Source organism: Pseudomonas batumici, assembly GCF_036585405.1.
Classification (GTDB): Bacteria; Pseudomonadota; Gammaproteobacteria; order Pseudomonadales; family Pseudomonadaceae; genus Aquipseudomonas; species Aquipseudomonas batumici.
The window spans coordinates 4,823,516-4,840,450 of sequence record NZ_CP144470.1 but is presented as its reverse complement, the minus strand read 5'-3'; the positions used below and the strand labels follow the sequence as shown (position 1 = coordinate 4,840,450).

14 protein-coding genes and 1 riboswitch are annotated in these 16,935 nt (G+C 63.4%); of the genes, 5 read left to right on the top strand and 9 right to left on the bottom strand.

What is annotated here, in order from left to right; translation table 11 throughout:
- Positions 1–168: 168 nt before the first annotated feature.
- The 5 genes from NUH87_RS22050 to NUH87_RS22030 form a co-directional block, all read right to left on the bottom strand.
- Positions 169–2,925 carry a LuxR C-terminal-related transcriptional regulator gene (locus NUH87_RS22050; RefSeq protein WP_338522675.1) on the bottom strand — a complete coding sequence of 919 codons (2,757 nt, stop codon included), beginning with the start codon at positions 2,923–2,925 and terminating at the stop codon, positions 169–171.
- Between the two features lie 206 nt (positions 2,926–3,131).
- Positions 3,132–4,496 carry a DUF1329 domain-containing protein gene (locus tag NUH87_RS22045; RefSeq protein ID WP_338522674.1) on the bottom strand — a complete coding sequence of 455 codons (1,365 nt, stop codon included), beginning with the start codon at positions 4,494–4,496 and terminating at the stop codon, positions 3,132–3,134.
- 30 nt (positions 4,497–4,526) lie between these two features.
- A complete protein-coding gene (locus NUH87_RS22040) occupies positions 4,527–6,464 on the bottom strand; it encodes a DUF1302 domain-containing protein (RefSeq protein ID WP_338522673.1) in 1,938 nt (645 codons plus the stop codon).
- A gap of 332 nt (positions 6,465–6,796) precedes the next feature.
- A complete protein-coding gene (locus tag NUH87_RS22035; protein WP_338522672.1) occupies positions 6,797–8,479 on the bottom strand; it encodes a fatty acid--CoA ligase in 1,683 nt (560 codons plus the stop codon).
- A 148-nt stretch (positions 8,480–8,627) separates the two neighbouring features.
- Entirely contained in the window at positions 8,628–9,812 is a 1,185-nt protein-coding gene (locus NUH87_RS22030; protein ID WP_338522671.1) for an MFS transporter, read from the bottom strand.
- A 104-nt stretch (positions 9,813–9,916) separates the two neighbouring features.
- Here NUH87_RS22030 and NUH87_RS22025 point away from each other — a divergent pair, with 104 nt between their 5' ends.
- Positions 9,917–10,690, top strand: a complete 774-nt coding sequence (locus NUH87_RS22025; RefSeq protein WP_338522670.1) for a helix-turn-helix transcriptional regulator — start codon at positions 9,917–9,919, stop codon at positions 10,688–10,690.
- Here NUH87_RS22025 and NUH87_RS22020 read toward each other — a convergent pair.
- Positions 10,674–11,303 carry a LysE family transporter gene (locus NUH87_RS22020; RefSeq protein ID WP_338526891.1) on the bottom strand — a complete coding sequence of 210 codons (630 nt, stop codon included), beginning with the start codon at positions 11,301–11,303 and terminating at the stop codon, positions 10,674–10,676. The genes NUH87_RS22025 and NUH87_RS22020 overlap by 17 nt on opposite strands.
- Positions 11,304–11,535: 232 nt before the next feature.
- Here NUH87_RS22020 and NUH87_RS22015 point away from each other — a divergent pair, with 232 nt between their 5' ends.
- The 3 genes from NUH87_RS22015 (at position 11,536) to NUH87_RS22005 (ending at position 14,366) form a co-directional block, all read left to right on the top strand.
- The gene (locus tag NUH87_RS22015; RefSeq protein ID WP_338522669.1) at positions 11,536–12,501 is read left to right on the top strand and encodes a 2-hydroxyacid dehydrogenase; all 966 of its coding nucleotides are present in this window, start codon (positions 11,536–11,538) and stop codon (positions 12,499–12,501) included.
- A 33-nt stretch (positions 12,502–12,534) separates the two neighbouring features.
- Positions 12,535–13,533, top strand: coding sequence for a class I SAM-dependent methyltransferase (locus NUH87_RS22010; protein WP_338522668.1), 999 nt, complete (start codon positions 12,535–12,537; stop codon positions 13,531–13,533).
- A gap of 39 nt (positions 13,534–13,572) precedes the next feature.
- Positions 13,573–13,694, top strand: a riboswitch (yybP-ykoY riboswitch).
- An 87-nt stretch (positions 13,695–13,781) separates the two neighbouring features.
- Positions 13,782–14,366 carry a TMEM165/GDT1 family protein gene (locus NUH87_RS22005; protein WP_040070812.1) on the top strand — a complete coding sequence of 195 codons (585 nt, stop codon included), beginning with the start codon at positions 13,782–13,784 and terminating at the stop codon, positions 14,364–14,366.
- Between the two features lie 19 nt (positions 14,367–14,385).
- Here NUH87_RS22005 and NUH87_RS22000 read toward each other — a convergent pair whose 3' ends face one another.
- The 3 genes from NUH87_RS22000 to NUH87_RS21990 are packed head-to-tail and all read right to left on the bottom strand — an operon-like array spanning position 14,386 to position 15,503.
- Positions 14,386–15,006: an SOS response-associated peptidase gene (locus tag NUH87_RS22000; RefSeq protein ID WP_040070814.1), complete on the bottom strand. Its 621-nt coding sequence runs from the start codon at positions 15,004–15,006 to the stop codon at positions 14,386–14,388.
- 40 nt (positions 15,007–15,046) lie between these two features.
- A complete protein-coding gene (locus NUH87_RS21995) occupies positions 15,047–15,307 on the bottom strand; it encodes a putative signal transducing protein (protein WP_040070815.1) in 261 nt (86 codons plus the stop codon).
- Between the two features lie 13 nt (positions 15,308–15,320).
- Positions 15,321–15,503, bottom strand: coding sequence for a CPXCG motif-containing cysteine-rich protein (locus NUH87_RS21990; RefSeq protein WP_040070817.1), 183 nt, complete (start codon positions 15,501–15,503; stop codon positions 15,321–15,323).
- 141 nt (positions 15,504–15,644) lie between these two features.
- Here NUH87_RS21990 and NUH87_RS21985 point away from each other — a divergent pair, with 141 nt between their 5' ends.
- Positions 15,645–16,811: a 1-acyl-sn-glycerol-3-phosphate acyltransferase gene (locus NUH87_RS21985; protein ID WP_040070818.1), complete on the top strand. Its 1,167-nt coding sequence runs from the start codon at positions 15,645–15,647 to the stop codon at positions 16,809–16,811.
- The last annotated feature ends 124 nt before the right edge of the window (positions 16,812–16,935 follow it).

Here is a 16,935-nt window from a genome sequence, read left to right as displayed (position 1 = left end):
GACCAAAGAGCGCTGACGTGGCCCCGTTTCTCACGTCCGCGCGAGCACCCAGGCGCCCAAGACACCGCAAAGGAACGCAGACGTATATTGGTTATAGCTGACGCGAGGCACATAGCCACCCCGCCGAAACTTCTTCGACGACTCGTTGACCGAGCGGTAAACCTCCAGTCAGCGCGACTCGCCCAGCAACCCCAGCTCCTGCGCCCGCGCCACGGCCTGGGTGCGCCGCTCGACCCCCAGCTTGCTGTTGATATGGCTGGCGTGGGTTTTGACCGTATGCAGGGAGATGAACAACTGGTCGCTGATCTCCTGGTTCGAACACCCCTGGGCGATCAGGTGCAGGACGGCCAGCTCGCGGGTACTCAGGCTCTCGATGGGCTGTGAGGGCTGCAAGACCTCCGTCGACTCGCGCACGACCTGGGCCGGCAGCAGCTCCAGCAGGCTTTGCCGCAGGGACGTGTCGGGACCTTGCAGCAGTTGCTCGCGCATCCAGCCCGGATGCACCTGCGCCAGGGGCTGGAACGGCAACAGCGCGCCCCCCGTGGTGGCCTCCACCGCGCGGGAGAACAGCGGCCGGGCTTCAGCCTCCCGGGCGGTCGCCAGCAGCAGCATCACCCACTGGTTCCAGGCCATCACGCTGAGCAATTGGCTGCCGCAGGCCTGCCCCTGTTCCACCAGCTTCGACAACCGTTGCTGCGCGGCCGCCGGCGGACCCCGCAACGCATCGAGCTGGGCCTGCTGCAACTGGATATGCAAGGGCAGTTGCAGGTGGAATTCAGGCGCCGCGGCCGGCCGATCGCCGTTATAGGTCTGCTCCAGGCGCCCCAGCCAGGCTTCGGCCAGGTCAATGCGCCCCTGGGCCAGCCACAGTTGGCACTTGACCAGGGTGATCATCGCCAGGTAGTAGATTGGCGGTACATCCCAGATATGCATCAAGCGCTCGGCCTCGGCCAGTTCGGCAAAGGCCTTGGCGAACTCGCCGTTGCGCCCTTCCTCGCTGGCAATGGCGCAGTATCCCACCAACACGCTGATATCACGGCAGGCTCGCGCCTCGTGGATGCCGGCCAACAGGCGAATCCGCCCGGCCTCGGGTTGCAGGCGCTGGATCAGCAGGTAGCCCTCGTACAGCGTCAGCCGCGCGCGGGCGGCGTACAGGCGCTGGGTAGGCAGGCCCTGCAGGCGCTGCAAGCCCTGGCGCACCTCATCCAGCGCGCGCAGCACCTCGCCACGGGCCTGGAGCACCCGTGCCCGGTCGTAATGGGCCAGGGCCTCGAACAAGGGGTTGCCGACCCGCTGGGCCAGTTCCAGCGACTCGCGATTCAGGCCCCGTGCACGCCACAGGTCGCCATCGGCAATCGCCAGGTTGGACAGGGTCGACAGGCACACCATACGCTGGCCATAGCGCTTGTGCGGCAGGCTGAGCAAGGCTTCGCCGCAATAGGCCTGGGTCTTCTGGCGATCGCCACGGCCGCGGGCGATGATCCCGCTCAACGCCAGCCATTGCGCGAGCATGGACTTCTGCGCGGTGGCCGAAGGCGCCGGCAGGAAGTGACTCAGGTGGCTCGCCAGCTCTTCGGCCGCATCCAGCTGGCAGGCCAGCGCCAACGCCCAGGCATAGAGCACGATCAGGCGCGGCGTGCTGACCAGCAGGCTGTCGGGCAAGTCCATTTTCCAGCGCAGCAGCATGCCGACGTTCTGCTCGGCCAGCAGTTGCTCTTCCGAGAGGTTCTGCACCAGGTTGGCCGCCACATCCAGATGACCGGCCCGCAGCGCCTGCTCCACCGCCTCGTCGAGCAGGCCCTGGGCGCTGAACCAACGGCAGGCCCGCAGGTGCAGGCTGGCGGCGGGGACCAGGGCATTGCCGGGCGGACGACTGCGCAGCAGATCGGAAAACAGGTGGTGATAACGGAACCAGTGGCCGTGTTCGTCCAACGGCACCAGGAATACCTGGTGCGATTGCAGGTAACGCAGGATCTGCGCGCTGTCGTGGGACTCGCGGATCGCATCGCACAGCTCGCCGCAGAAACGTTCCTGGGGCGCGGTGTCGTAGAGAAAGGCCTGGACCTCGGGCGGCAGGCAGTCGATCACCTCCTCCAGCAGGTAATCGCGGATCAGCCCTGCCCCGCCCTGCAGGACCTGGGGCACCGCCATGTCGCTGCTGGCCTGCGCCGCGGCCAGCAGCCAGAAACGCAATCCGGCCACCCAGCCCTCGCTACGCTCGATCAGGTTGTGCAACGCCTCGCCACGCAAGGAACTGCTGTGGCGTTCGAACAGATCCAGGGATTCGCCGTGGGTCAGGCGCAGGTCCTGCTCGTTCAACTCCAGCAGTTGTCGCGACAGCCGCAGGCGGGCCAGATGCCACTCCGGCCGCTGCCGGCTGGTGACCAGCACCAGCAAACCGGCGGGCAGGTGGTTGAGGAAAAACTGCAGGCAACGATCCAGCACCGGCCCCTGGGCCAGATGGTAGTCGTCGAGCACGAGCAACAGCGGCGTGGTGGTGGAAAGATGCAGCGCCAGTTCGTCGAGCAGGCCGTCCAGCCACTCTTCGAAAGCGAAGGGTTGATGCCGCTGGCGCATTTTCAACAGGCCCAATGCCTGGCAGCCCAACCCCGGGAAACTGTGTTGCAGGCCGTCGAGCAGGCGCTCGAGGAAACGTCCCGGATCGTTGTCCCGGGGACTGAGCCCCAGCCACAGGCTTTTCCAGTGTCCGGGCAGGCTCTGGCAGAACTCCACCGCCAGCGAGCTCTTGCCGAACCCGGCCGGGGCGCTGACCAACAACAATCGCCCCTGCAACCCGGCACCGAGGCGTTCGCACAGGCGCGGTCGCAGCACATAGCCGTCCGGCAATGGCGGACGGAAGAAACGTCCTTCCAGGGCAGGTATGGCCAGGCCCATGGGACCTTGCATACGGGACAGTTCAGTCATGGCCGGCTCTTGTTGAAAGGCTATTATCGGCGGGCAGATGCCCGCAGACTAGCGGTAAAAAGCACCGTAATGAAGACTTTTTGTCGTAATTTTGTCGAAAAGACTCGGCTTTGAAATATTTGGCTACACATATCCCGCGGACAAAAAAACGCCCCGAACCAACGGGGCGTTTCAACGCAGGATGCGCCTGCGCTTGCAACCGGGTTTCAGCGAACGCCGTCCTGGCGCAGGGCGGCCGGGGTGAAGTCGCTGGTGCTGGCGGTGAAGCCGAAGTCATACGCCTGCTTCTCTTCGTTCTTCATGCCCAGCGCCAGGTAGCGGCCGGACTGCAGGTCGTAGAGGGTTTCCAGGGCGTACCACGGCACCTGCTTGTCATAGTAGTTCTCGGCATGGGCTTCGGCCACCCGCCAGAGTTGACCGCGACCGTCGTAGTGATCGATCACCGCCGCCTGCCAGGTGTCTTCGTCGATGTAGAAGTCACGCTTGGCATAGATGTGACGCTGACCTTCCTTCAGGGTCGCGACCACGTGCCAGACGCGGCGCAACTCATAGCGCGCCAGGTCCTGGTTGATGTGCCCGGCCTTGATGATGTCGTCGTACTTGAGTTGCGGCGAGTCGAGCTTGTAGCTGTCGGCGGCGATGTACATCTCCTGCTTGCCTACGAGCTTCCAGTCGTAGCGGTCCGGCGCGCCGTTGTACATGTCCAGGTTGTCGGAGGTGCGCAGGCCGTCGGCGGCAGTACCCGGGCCGTCATAGGAGACTTGCGGGGCACGCCGCACGCGACGCTGGCCGGCGTTGTAGACCCAGGCCGAACGCGGCTCCTTGACCTGGTCGAGGGTTTCGTGGACCAGCAGCACGCCACCGGCCAGACGCGCCGGCGCGGTCACTTTCTGCTTGAAGAAGAACAGGATATTGCCCGAGCTGGCCGGATCGTAGTCCTTCATCTTGTCGCGGAAGACGAACTGGTCCTGGAAGTACACCAGGCTGTACGAGCCGTTGGCCTGGGGCGTGGCCTGGGTCACCAGGCGGGTCACGCTGCCGCCGCGATAGCGGGTGATATGGTTCCAGATCACTTCCACGCCACTTTTCGGAATCGGGAAGGGTACGGCGGTCTTGAAGTTTTCCAGGCCGTTGCCGCCGCTGACCAGACTGGTCTTGGTGGCGTTTTCCTTGATCGCCGCGAACACGTCATCCGGTACGGTGGCACCGCGATGGGACGGGTAGACCGGCATCTTGAAGGTCTCCGGGTAACGCTTGAACATCGCGTATTGCCCCGGCGCCAGCTTGTCCTTGTACTGATCGACGTTCTGCGCGGTGATGATGAACAGCGGCTTTTCATTGGCGTAGGGGTCGGAGAGGAAACCCTTGCCGTCGACGCTGCCGATGGTCTTCGCCATCGGCGTCCAGGCCGGGATGGTGCCGGCGGCATTGCCGGCCTTTTCCGCGCCCATCGGGGTCAGGCTGCTGCCCAGTTTCGCCGCTTCGTCGGCGGACACCGCCGCCATCACGCTGCTGGCCAGCAACGACAATCCCAGTACACCGACCTGAAGCAGATTCTTGGTGATTTTCATCTTGTTGTTCTTCCTTCAAATGCAAGGTACTTAGAAGTTCATGCCGACGCTCAGCGCCACGAAGTCACGGTCATCCACGGTGGTGTACTTGCCACCAAAGAAATTGGTGTACGAGAGGTTGGCCGTGTAGGTGTTCTGATACTCGGCTTCCAGACCCAGGCTGACCGCCTTGCGGCCTTCCTCGAAGTTGCCGCCAGGACCTGGCGAGTAACCGCTGACGTCGTGGGACCAGGCCACGCTGGGCTTGAGGTTGATACCGGCAAAAACGTTGTTGTAGTCCCAGATCGCGCGAGCCCGGTAGCCCCAGGAGTCGGAGGTGGCGAAACCATTGTTCTCGCAATAGCGGCTCAGGTTGTTCTGCGCGGCGCCCGCCAAGGTACTCGCGTTCAACGCGACGCACTGGCCATTGGGCAGCGGGCCCGGACCATAGCTCGGGTCGCGCCCGTAGCGGGCTTTGGTGGGACTGTCCAGGCCACCCATGTGGGTCAGGCCGATCTCACCCACAACGGTCAAGCGCTCGGCCCCCATCACCTGATCGAAGAAATGGGTGAAGGTGGTTTGTACCTGGGTGATTTCCTTGCGCCGGTAACCCGGTTGATCCTGCCCAGGCTGGCCCTGCAAGACCGACACGCTGGGGTTCAACGGCGTCAGGCCGGAATAGAGAATGTCCGTGGTATTGAGTTGCACCGGCGCATTCGGTCGATAGCTGACCTCACCGCTCCACGCCGTGCCCGTCGGCAAGGTGGTGGAGAAACTCAACCCATAAAGACGGATATCCGAAGGGTATTCCACGTAATAGCTGGAGTTGCCCGCCACGACAAGCGGCAACAAGCTGGGCGCCAGACCGACCGCAACGCCCGCCGGGACACCGGCGCCGACCAGCGAACCCACCAGGCCGGCACCGCTGTAGGCACTCGCCGGAGCCCCCTTGCCACTGAAAATCGGGTTACGGCTGTGATAGTTCATGAAATAAGCGCCGAACTCGGTGTCCAGCGGTTCGAACATATAGTGCGCGGCAAAACCGAATTGACCGCTGTCGCTTGGCTTGCGGTCAGGTCCCCGACGAACGATCACCCCTTCGTCAGGGTCACCAAAGGTCACCCCCTTGGCGGCCAGCGTGTTCAAGGTTGCGCCGCGCAACGCCGCGGGCAGGCCGGCGGCGGCCAAGGAACTGTTCAACCCGTTCTGGGTTCTCAACACCGCCAGGTTGTTGTTACAGCCATTGGCGATCACATCCGGCTGTGAGAAGAACGTGCCGCAGTTGTCGACAACCGTCTGGTCCCAGCCGATCTGATAGAAGCCTTCAGCCGACAGGTTGTCGGTGATGCTCTGCGACAGATAGAACATGTTGACCGGAATCAAGCCTTCCTTGATCTCGGCACCCGGGCGACGGAATGCCGATACATCGATAGGGTTGATCGAGTTGATACCACCACCGATGAAGGTACTTTCCCCCCAGCTGACCACCTGCTTGCCGAACCGCACCGAACCCGGCAGGTCGGCAATGCTGTAGTTGTGGTAGACGAACGCATCGAGAATCTCGCCACCGGAGGACTTGGCAGCCTCCTTGCGCCCATCGTTGCTGACATTCTTGAATCTCAGGTCTTCGTCCTGCAGCTTGAAGTCATACCAATATTTGCCGCGAACAAATACGCCTGTATCGCCATATTTCAATTCAAGGTCATGAGTCCCCTTGAAGATCTTCGAAAACGTATCCCCAGCCTTGAAGTTCAGGTGACCATCATCGGAGGTTTGTGAAAGACCATGGCCGCCGTTGTTCGATCCAATCAGGTTCTTGTCAGGATTCTGCGTCGACCAGCTGGCCCCCAGCGACAGGGACGAGTCGAAGCTGCCCTCGATTTCACCGACATTGAAACTGACGCCAAAGGCGGGACCGGCGAGCGTAGAGGCGAGACTGACAGCCAAGGGCAGCTTCGCCCGGCGCCAGAACGGGTTTAACGAGATCATCGAGCTACTCCATGTGCTTTATTGTTATGGCAGTGAGCACTTCCAGGAATGCCCCGGGCGAAAGGGAAGCAGACACTCCCATCAATCGCCCGAAGTCGCGGCGCGGTGTATCGCTTGCCGCGTTCCTGAAAATCCGTCAGCGGACTATAGCCAGCGGGTAGTACCGCTTGATCCCTCTAAAGTGTGATTTGCACGCTGGGGATCACTGCAACAACAATGCGTTCGCCAAGCCGGTAAATACCGGCGGGCAAGCATGACTGAAAATTAGAATTTGCCAAGCCAAGCGCTTGCTTGGTGGGCTTGCCACGCCCTTTCGGGCGTGGCGGGACACCTCAGAGGGTCGAGAGGAAACTGCTGTTGCTGGCCTGCCATTGGAGGATGTCGATGCGGATGCGCTTCTTGTCCAGTTTGCCGACGCTGGTCTTGGGAATTTCAGTAACAACGGCGATCTGGCTCGGGATCGCCCACTTGCTCAAGTGCCCCTGCTCGACGAACGGCTTGAGGTGTTCCTTGAGTTCCCGGGCACCAATCTGCTGACCCTCGCGCAGGACCAGTAGCGCAAACGGACGCTCGCCCCATTGCGGATCGGCGATGCCCACCACTGCTACTTCGCGTACCGCCGGATGGCGGCTGATCAGGTCTTCCAGGGCCAGGGAGGAGATCCATTCGCCGCCGGTCTTGATCACGTCCTTGATCCGGTCGCGGATGTCGATCACCCCCAGGCTGTCCAGGGTCGCCACGTCGCCGGTGTGCAACCAGCCGCCGGCCCAGAGTTCGGCGCCCTTCTGCGGCTCGTTGTAATAGCTCTCGGTCAGCCAGGGCGCGCGCAGCACCAGTTCACCCTGGGTCTCGCCGTCAGCCGGGAGGAAGTTACCTTCATCGTCGACAATCGCCGCTTCCACCAGCGGCCCGGGCACGCCGGCCTTGATCCGGTAGGTGGTGCGCTCGTCCTCGCTGCCGGCCATCAACTCTTCGCTGAGGTGGGCACAGGACACCAGCGGGCCGGTTTCCGACATGCCGTAGGCGGCGGTCAACTGAATGCCCCTGCTCTTGGCGGTCTCATACAGCGTGCGGTTCAACGCACTGCCGCCGATGACCATCTTCCAGCCCTTGAAGTCGGTGCCCTGCGCCGCCTTGGCGTTGAGCACCATCTGCAGGATGGTCGGCACGCAATGGGAAAAGGTGACCTTTTCCTTGCGCCACAGCTCCACCAGCAGTTCCGGGTCGTAGCGACCGGGATAGACCTGCTTGAGCCCGAGCATGGTCGCCACGTACGGCAGGCCCCAGGCGTGCACGTGGAACATCGGGGTGATGGGCATGTACACGTCGTTGGTGCCCAGCAGGCGCACGCTGTCGATGCTGCCCATGATGGTCGACACGCCCAGGGTGTGCAGCACCAGTTGCCGATGGGTGAAATACACGCCTTTCGGGTTACCCGTGGTGCCGGTGGTGTAGAAGGTGGTGGCGACCGAGTTCTCGTCGAAATCCTCGAAGTCGTAGACCGGGCTCGCCGCCGCCAGCAGTTGCTCGTACTCGCCCACCAGGTTCGGCAACTCGGCGCTCTTGTCCTCGGTGTCGGTGAGCAGCAGGGTCTTCTCCACCGTGGTCAGCTGCCCGGCAATCGCCTGGTACAGGCCGACGAACTCGCTGTTGACCAGCACGAAGCGGTCCTCGGCGTGATTCATGGTGTAGAGGATCTGCTCGGGTGAGAGCCGCACGTTGATGGTGTGGATGACCGCGCCGATCATCGGGATGGCGAACATGCACTCCAGGTAGCGATGACTGTCCCAATCCATCACCGCGACGGTATCGCCGGCCTTGACCCCCGCCGCCGTCAGGACGTTGGCCAGGCGGGCGATCCGCTCGCTCAGGGTCGGATAACTGTAGCGCAGCTTGTCGCGATAGATGATCTCGCGGGTCTTCTCGTAGCGGCTGCCGGACATCAGCAAGCGCTTGATCAACAGTGGGTATTGATAAGCCCCTTCGGCGGGCGGAATGATACGAGTCTGCAACATGGAGCTTCCTTGGTCTGAGTGCACGGGCAAGGCTAAAGATAGGCACTCTAGAGCCGTCGCGCACTCACTAAATCGCCCAAAGGAATGATTTGCAGACAAACGTGAAGGCCAGCTTGGCACCGGCGTCCACGAAAACCGCCGCCAAGGCTCAGGCCACCTGCCCCGCCGGCTGCCGGGCCGGGGTTCGCGGGAACACCAGCGCGGCGACGAACGTCAGCGCGGCGAAGCCGCCGAGGATCAGGTACAGACCGGCAAAACCCTGGCGTGGCTCGACGAAAGCGATCAACGGAATGGCCGTCGCGCTGGCCCCGAACGACAGGCAGTAGCGCAAGGCAAAGACCCGGGATTGCCACTGCGGGGCGACAAAGTGGGCGACCATGGCGTCATTCACCGTCACCTGGCCGAACACCACGAACATCAGCGCCGCCCCCAGCACCATCACCGACAGGCCGTCGACATAGGCCAGGCCGAACAGCAACGGCGCCTGGCACAGGGTCAGCACCACGAAAGGCCATTTCAGGCTCATGCGGTCGAGCATCCGGCCGATGCTCAACTGCGCCACCGCGCCAAAGGCGTAGGCCAGGCTGACGATCACACCGAGCAACTGCGGCGAAGCGAGCCACTCGTGCAGGCGCTCCTGGAACAGCTTCGGGTAGGTCATGGTGGTGGCATTGAACACCACCCCGCCGGTGGCCGTGACCAGGGCCAGCACGCCGAACACCATGACCATGGAAATCTGCTGGCCGCTGGCGCCGCGCGGTTTCACATGGGGCTGCAGCGGGATCGGTTCTTCTCGCACCTGCCAGGCAAACAGCACGCCGAGCAGGATCGACACCGCCCCCGGCAGGATAAACGCCGAGCGCCAGCCGAACTGCGCCACCAGAAAGCCGGTGACCAGCGCCGAAAACGCCACGCCCAGGTTGCCCCACATGCCGTTGACGCCGATTTCACGGCCACGGTTGCGGGCATAGCTCACCAGCATCGCGGTACCCACCGGGTGGTAGATCGCCGCGAAGACACCGATCAGGGTCAGCCCCAGGGTCAGCATCGGCACCGTGCTGCTCAGGCCGGTAAAGATCGACGCGGCGCCGATCCCGAAGAAGAACAGCAGCATCATGCTGCGCCGGCTCCAGCGGTCCCCCAGCCAGCCGGCCGGCAGCGAACAGGCACCGAAGGCAATGAAGCCGCCCAGGGACAGGCCGATCATCCGGGCGAAGTCGAGGCCGAAGGTCTGGCCCATGCCGAGCACGGCGGCGGGAAAAATCAGCATGAACATGTGATCGATCACATGGGCTGCGTTGATATAGCGGATTACGTTTCGGGGTTGGTTCATCACGGCACGCTTCAGGAGTGTTATCGGTCCGTCATGCTAAATTGGCGACAAAACGCATTTCTGCCAACAAACTCATCAAACCAGACAGACTTGTGGAATCGGACATGTTAATCAGCCATTTCCTGCACGGCCCTATCAGCGCCTACCCCCGCAATTACGTCGACGGCGCGCACCAGGAGCTGCACGTCCATCGGGAAGCGCAGTTGCTCTATGCCGTGAGTGGAGTGATGCGCCTGGTGACCGCCGAGGGCGCGTGGATCATCCCGCCGACCCGCGCGGTGTGGATTCCGCCCTGGGTCGAGCATGAGATTTTCATGAGCGGCGAAGTGCGCATGCGGTCGTTATTTGTCGCGGCCGAGTATTCGCCGGCCAACCTGCAAGGTTGCTGCGTGCTGGCGGTGACGCCGCTGCTGCGGGAGTTGATCGTGCGGGCGGTGCAAGGGCCGGAACAGGCGCGGAACCCGCTGATCCAGCAACTGATGCTGGAGGAACTGGCCGCCCTGGAGAACCTGCCGCTGCACATCCCCATGCCGACGGACCGGCGCCTGCAACGGATCTGCCTGGCCCTGCTGGAAGCCCCGGATCATCCCAACAGCCTGGAGGACTGGGCCCAGCAGGTCGGCGCCAGTACCCGGACCCTGGCGCGACTGTTCCAGCAGCAGGTGCGGATGAATTTCAATGCCTGGCGCCAGCAGCTACGCCTGATGGAAGCCCTGCCACGCCTGATCGCCGGGGAAAGCGTGCAGCACGTGGCGAAGGTCCTGGGCTATGGCAGCGCCCGGGCGTTCAGTTCGATGTTTCGTCGCCTGCTCGGCGACAACCCACGCGACTACCTGAACGCCTTGAATCAGTTCAGCGCGATCAATGCATCTCGGTGAAGGCCAGCTTCACGCCGATGGCGATCAGTACCGCGCCCATGGTGCGGTCGAACCAGTGGCCCATGCGGGCGAAACCGGCACGCACGCGCTGCTGGCTGAACAGCATCGCCACCAGGCAGAACCACAGCGCGGTGGCCGCCGCCAGGTAGACGCCATAGCCGGCCTGGACCAGCAACGGCGTATGCGGGTTGATCACCACGGTGAACAGAGAGAGGAAAAACAGCGTCGCCTTGGGGTTCAGGCCATTGGTCACGAAACCGGAAGTGAAGGCGCCACGGGCGGTGCGCTCGCCCGCCTGCAAGGCCAGGTCGTCCGGCGCGGGCTGGGCGGGTTTGGCGCGGATGGCCTTGAAGCCGATGTACAGCAGGTAAGCCGCCGCCAGCCATTTCAGGGCGTTGAACAGCACGATCGATTGCGACACGATCAAGCCGATGCCCAGCAGCGAGTAACCCACATGCAGGAAGATCGCCGTACCGACGCCCAGCGCGGTCCAGGTGCCGGCACGCCGGCCATGGGTCACGCTCTCGCGCACCACCACGGCGAAATCCGGGCCGGGGCTGGCCACCGCCAGCAGGTGAATCAGGGCAACGGTCAAGAATTCCGCCAGGTAGATGGACACGTCGATGGACTCCTCAGTCACTGAATATGTCTGTTAGGCTCGTCACGAAAACTCGCCGAGCGGCGATCAGGCAAGGCAAAAACAGGCGAGGAAGCGGAGTTTAGTCCACTAAATGAGCATTCCGAGCCTGTTTTTAACGCAGCATGATCGTCGCGCAGGCAGTTTTCGTGGCGAGCCGAGGCTCGATACCTTACGCCTTCACCCCATAGCACAAAAGGTACAGTTGATGAGCAACTCCCGCCGCGCGGTATTCCTCGATCACCCTTCCCTGGATCTCGGCGATCTGGACCTTGATCCGCTGCGGGCCTGCTTCGACGAGTTGCGTTTGTGTGCCGGGACCACCCCGGAGAATGTCGTCGAACACCTGGCAGGCGCCAGCGTGGCCATCAGCAACAAGGTGCCCCTGACCGCCGAAACCCTGGCCGCCTGCCCCGACCTGAAGCTGATCCTGATCAGCGCCACCGGTACCAACAATGTCGACCTGGCCGCCGCCCGCGCCCGCGGCATTACCGTGAGCAACTGCCAGGGCTACGGCACGCCGTCGGTGGCCCAGCACACCCTGATGTTGCTGCTGGCCCTGGCCACACGGCTGACCGACTACCAGAAAGCCGTGGGCGAAGGCCGCTGGCAACAGGCCAGACAGTTCTGCCTGCTGGACTTCCCGATTGTCGAGCTGGAAGGCAAGACCCTCGGCCTGCTCGGCCATGGCGAACTCGGCGGCGCGGTGGCCCGGCTCGCCGAAGCCTTCGGCATGCGCGTGTTGCTCGGGCAGATTCCCGGACGCCCGGCCCGGGCCGATCGCGTACCGTTGGAGCAACTGCTGCCACAGGTCGATGCACTGACCCTGCACTGCCCGCTCAACGAATACACCCGCCACTTCATCGGTGCCCCTGAACTGGCGCTGCTCAAGCCCGGCGCTTTCGTGGTCAACACCGCGCGCGGCGGCCTGATCGACGAACTGGCCCTGGCCGATGCCCTGCGCAGCGGCCACCTGGGCGGGGCCGCCACCGATGTGCTGAGCGTCGAACCGCCCAGCAACGGCAACCCGCTGCTGGCCGGCGATATCCCGCGCCTGATCGTCACCCCGCACAACGCCTGGGGCAGCCGTGAAGCCCGGCAACGGATCGTCGGGCAACTGGCGGAAAACGCCCTGGGCTTCTTCAACGGAGCAGCATTGCGGGTTGTCAGTTGATAGACTGCGGCACTTTTTTTCAGGGAGCAGACCATGGATCCGCGCAGTGAAGTACTGCTTCGTCAGGCCGACTATTTCCAGGGCAAGCTGTTGCTCGCCGGACTGCCCGCCGACGACTTGCTCGGGCGCCTGCCCAATGCCCACGGCTGGTGCTGGCATGCTGGGGATCAGGCGGCATTGGAGGCCCGCTTTGCCGGCCGCAGCCATTTCGGCGTGAATATCCCCGAGCTCCCGTTCGACAGCGCCGTGGTGTTCCTGCCCAAGGCCAAGGACCTGACCGACTACCTGCTCAACGCCATCGCTTCGCGCCTGCCCGGCGGCGATGTGTTCCTGGTGGGTGAAAAACGCAGCGGCATCGAAGGCGCGGCCAAGCAGCTCAACCCCTTCGGCAAGCCGCGCAAGCTCGACAGCGCCCGGCATTGCCAGCTGTGGCAGGTCACCGTCGCCGACGCGCCGCAGACCCAGCCGCTGGAGAGCCTGGCCCGGCATTACGAACTGGACCTGACCGAAGGACCGCTCAAGGTGGTCAGCCTCCCCGGTGTGTTCAGCCATGGACGCCTGGATCGCGGCAGCGCCCTGCTGCTGGAGCATCTGGACAAGCTGCCGAGCGGCCACCTGCTGGACTTCGGTTGCGGTGCCGGGGTGCTCGGCGCCGCCGTGAAGCGGCGTTACCCGCACAACCAGGTGATCCTGCTCGACGTCGACGCCTTCGCCACCGCCAGCAGCCGCCTGACCCTGGCCGCCAACGGCCTCGACGGCGAAGTGCTGACCGGTGACGGCATCGATGCGGCACCCATGGGCCTGAGTGCGATCCTGAGCAATCCGCCGTTTCATGTCGGCGTGCACACCGACTATCAGGCAACGGAAAATCTGCTGCGAAAAGCGGCAAAACATCTGAAAAACGGCGGCGAACTGCGGCTGGTGGCGAACAACTTCCTGCGCTACCAACCCTTGATCGAAGAGCATCTGGGGCCTTGCGTGACCAAGGCCGAGGGACAGGGCTTCCGGGTCTACAGCGCCAAACGCGGTTGAAAAACAAGACTTGCGCAATGGATCCTGCCTAGGCAGAATCCGCTCCGTCCTAGGGGAGTAGTCTCCCACGAGCGCCACGCTCGTCCGGCATGCGTCAACATACTTGGTCAACCGACCATGGCGCATGCGACCCAGGGTCCGCACAGACGGGCCCGGGGTTTGACAAGACCTATGACACGCACACCTTACCCGGGGCGGGAAGGCTGTACGTGTCATAGCCGTGTCGACCCGCCCCTTAGGAAAACCTGATGCTGGACTCCCTGCTCGTTCCCACCGCAATCGTTGCCCTGGCCGAAATCGGCGACAAGACGCAACTGCTCGCGCTCATTCTGGCTGCACGTTTTCGCAAACCCTGGCCGATCATTGCCGGTATCGTCGCGGCGACCCTGGCCAACCATGCGGCGGCCGGCGCGGTGGGCGCCTGGTTCGGCAGTTTCTTCTCCGATGCGGTGCTGCACTGGATCCTCGCGGCGAGCTTTACCGCCACGGCCCTGTGGACCCTGGTGCCGGACAAGATCGACGATGACGAGACCACCACGGCGCGCAAGTTCGGCCCGTTCCTGACCACCCTGATCGCGTTCTTCCTGGCGGAAATCGGTGACAAGACCCAGGTCGCCACGGTGATGCTGGCGGCACAGTATCCGGAGCTGTGGCTGGTGATCATCGGCACCACCCTGGGCATGCTGATCGCCAACGTCCCGGTGGTGTTGGCGGGCAACTTCGCCGCCGACAAGTTGCCGTTGACCCTGATCCGCCGCCTGGCGGCGTCGGCGTTCTTCATCCTCGCGGTGGTGGCGGTGTACAAGGCGATGCAGAGCAGCGGCTGGCTCTAAGACGGCTTTAAACCGCGCCTCAACCCGGCGTCAGGCACTCCGGCGCATTGAGCTTCGGATCGTTCACCAGGTTGGCCAGCACCCGCTCGCGCAAAGGCGCCTGGGGACTGGCCAGCAACGCCTGCAAGTCGGCCAGCGAGGTGGCTTCGGACAACCACGCCTCCTGCCCCGCTGCATCCAGGATCAGCGGACGCCGCTGATTCGACGCCGCCTGGGTCACCACGGCGGTGCTCAACCAGACATGCCCGTCCACCGGATAGGCCTCCCAGATCGCCGCAAAAAACAGGCTCGAACCTTCCGCCGGCGTCAGCCAGTAAGGCCGCTTGCGCTGCGTGCCGCGCCACTCGTAGAAGCCGTTGGCCGGCAGCAGGCAACGCCGCTCGCGGAAGGCCTGGCGAAACATCGGCTGCTCGGCCAGGGTTTCCGCCCGGGCATGGGCCGGAGTCTTCGACAGATCGGTCAGCCAGGCCGGGGTCAGCCCCCAGCGGGCGCGGGCCAGCTCGCGTTGACCGTCGGCAGCACGCAGGATCAGCACCGAATCATTGGGCGAAATATTCCACTGCGCCTTCTGGTCGGCGGGAAAGCCGGGCAAGGCCGCGAAGGTGGGGTTCCAGCGAAACAGGGCATAACGTCCACACATTGGGCTACACGGCTCTTTTCAAAAACTCGGGGCAATCAAGCTAACAGACCAGCACATCCGGAAAACTGTCCGGCTCATCACCGGACATCGGCAGCGCCTCATTGTACGCGGCGATCAACTCCCGCGCGCAGTGCGCCTGGTCATTGTCCACCGCCAGGGCCAACAACCCGAACACCGGCAACTCCCCCACCCCACCCAGCAGGTCACGCCCCACCAGGTGCGCCTCGATCCCTTCGCTGGCGAGCATGCCTTGCAGCAGCTCACCTTCCATCAGGTTTTCCGGCTCGTAGATACGCTGCATAGGGAAACCCTCGTCACTCGTCCTCTCTGTAGACGTCGAGCATCCACTCCTCGCCATCGGTCTGCAGGACAAAGGTAATCGGTCGGCAGCACACCGCGCAGTCCTCGATATAGGTCTGGTCGCCGCCGGACAGATCCAGCACCGCTTCGCCTACTACACCGCAATAAGGGCATTCGTAACGCTCAGTTTCCAGCATCGCGGCCTCCGAAGTGACTTGTGCGTATAATCGCCGGTCTATTTGCAAGGCTATTTTACGCCTGGGCTTTATTTTCCCGATCGGGCTTTGTTATTTATCACTCAACCCTCTACTTACCCTAGCCGTTTCCAACAAGAGAGCATGATGGGCGAATTCGATGCCATCCGACCTTACGACGACAGTGAAGTACCGGCCGTCCTGGCCCGACTGTTCGGCGACCAGGCGTTTCTAGATATCCTCACCCACTTCCGCTTCCCGCGCCTGGCCGGCGCCTTCGGCTGGCTGCTCAAACCGCTGATCGCCTACCGCCTGCGCCGTGAATTCGCCGGCGTGACCTCGGTCGCCACCTTGCAGGACAAGGTCGAGGTCTACGTCGACCGGACCATCGAGCATGCCACCGACGGCGTCACCTACACCGGCGTGGAACAGCTCAAGTCGGGCCAGGCCTACCTGTTCCTGGCCAACCATCGGGACATCGTGATGGACCCGGCCTTCGTCAACTATGCCGTGTACCACGCCGGCCTGCCCACGCCGCGCATCGCCATCGGCGACAACCTGCTGCAAAAGCCCTTCGTCAGCGACCTGATGCGCCTGAACAAGAGCTTCATCGTGCACCGCTCGATCGCCGGACGGCGGGAAAAGATGGCCGCCTATCAATTGCTCTCGGCCTACATCAACCATTCGATCCGTCACGACGGCCAATCGATCTGGATCGCCCAGGCCGAAGGCCGGGCCAAGGACGGTGACGACCGGACCGAGTCGGCGATCCTGAAAATGTTCCACATGAGCCGCAAGGACGAGCCGTTCTCCGAGGTCATCCGCTCGATGAACCTGACGCCCGTGTCCATCAGCTACGAGTATGACCCCTGCGACCTGGCCAAGGCACGCGAGCTGTATATCCGCGCCACCACCGGCAGCTACACCAAGGCGCCGGGCGAGGATGACGTCAGCATTGCCAAGGGCATCACCGGCTACAAGGGCCGGGTCCACGTGAACTTCGCCGCGCCCCTGAGCGGCGAGTTCGAGGACACCAAGGTCCTGGCCACGGAAATGGACCGGCAGATTCTCCACGGCTATCGCCTGTTCCCGGTGCACTACCTGGCCTATGCCCAGTGGAGCGAAGCCGACCCGCAGTTGCAGGTGCCGCCCGCCCCCCAGGTGTTCCCCGCCGAGGAACTGGCCAAGGCCGAGGTGCAATGGCAGAACCGCCTGGAGGCCTGCCCGGTCGAACACCGTCCGTACCTGGTGCAGCAATACGCGACGCCGGTGCGCAATCAGTATCGGGTCAAGGCCGGCCTGGCGCTTTAATAGCAACGGTTATGAATAACAACGGCGCCCGTGGGCGCCGTTGTCGTTTCTGTTGGTCGGGTTGATTTCCATTGTCACCGGAACGTCACCTTGACACGCCAGTCTGTCGCCCTTCGATAGCCCA

Coding starts and splice junctions, on each gene's coding strand:
- NUH87_RS22025 (WP_338522670.1), top strand. CDS start 9,917: ATGTTAATCAGCCATTTCCTGCACGGCCCTATCAGCGCCTACCCCCGC.
- NUH87_RS22000 (WP_040070814.1), bottom strand. CDS start 15,006: ATGTGTGGACGTTATGCCCTGTTTCGCTGGAACCCCACCTTCGCGGCC.
- NUH87_RS21995 (WP_040070815.1), bottom strand. CDS start 15,307: ATGCAGCGTATCTACGAGCCGGAAAACCTGATGGAAGGTGAGCTGCTG.
- NUH87_RS22035 (WP_338522672.1), bottom strand. CDS start 8,479: ATGTTGCAGACTCGTATCATTCCGCCCGCCGAAGGGGCTTATCAATAC.
- NUH87_RS22045 (WP_338522674.1), bottom strand. CDS start 4,496: ATGAAAATCACCAAGAATCTGCTTCAGGTCGGTGTACTGGGATTGTCG.
- NUH87_RS22005 (WP_040070812.1), top strand. CDS start 13,782: ATGCTGGACTCCCTGCTCGTTCCCACCGCAATCGTTGCCCTGGCCGAA.
- NUH87_RS21985 (WP_040070818.1), top strand. CDS start 15,645: ATGATGGGCGAATTCGATGCCATCCGACCTTACGACGACAGTGAAGTA.
- NUH87_RS22030 (WP_338522671.1), bottom strand. CDS start 9,812: ATGAACCAACCCCGAAACGTAATCCGCTATATCAACGCAGCCCATGTG.
- NUH87_RS21990 (WP_040070817.1), bottom strand. CDS start 15,503: ATGCTGGAAACTGAGCGTTACGAATGCCCTTATTGCGGTGTAGTAGGC.
- NUH87_RS22010 (WP_338522668.1), top strand. CDS start 12,535: ATGGATCCGCGCAGTGAAGTACTGCTTCGTCAGGCCGACTATTTCCAG.
- NUH87_RS22040 (WP_338522673.1), bottom strand. CDS start 6,464: ATGATCTCGTTAAACCCGTTCTGGCGCCGGGCGAAGCTGCCCTTGGCT.
- NUH87_RS22050 (WP_338522675.1), bottom strand. CDS start 2,925: ATGACTGAACTGTCCCGTATGCAAGGTCCCATGGGCCTGGCCATACCT.
- NUH87_RS22015 (WP_338522669.1), top strand. CDS start 11,536: ATGAGCAACTCCCGCCGCGCGGTATTCCTCGATCACCCTTCCCTGGAT.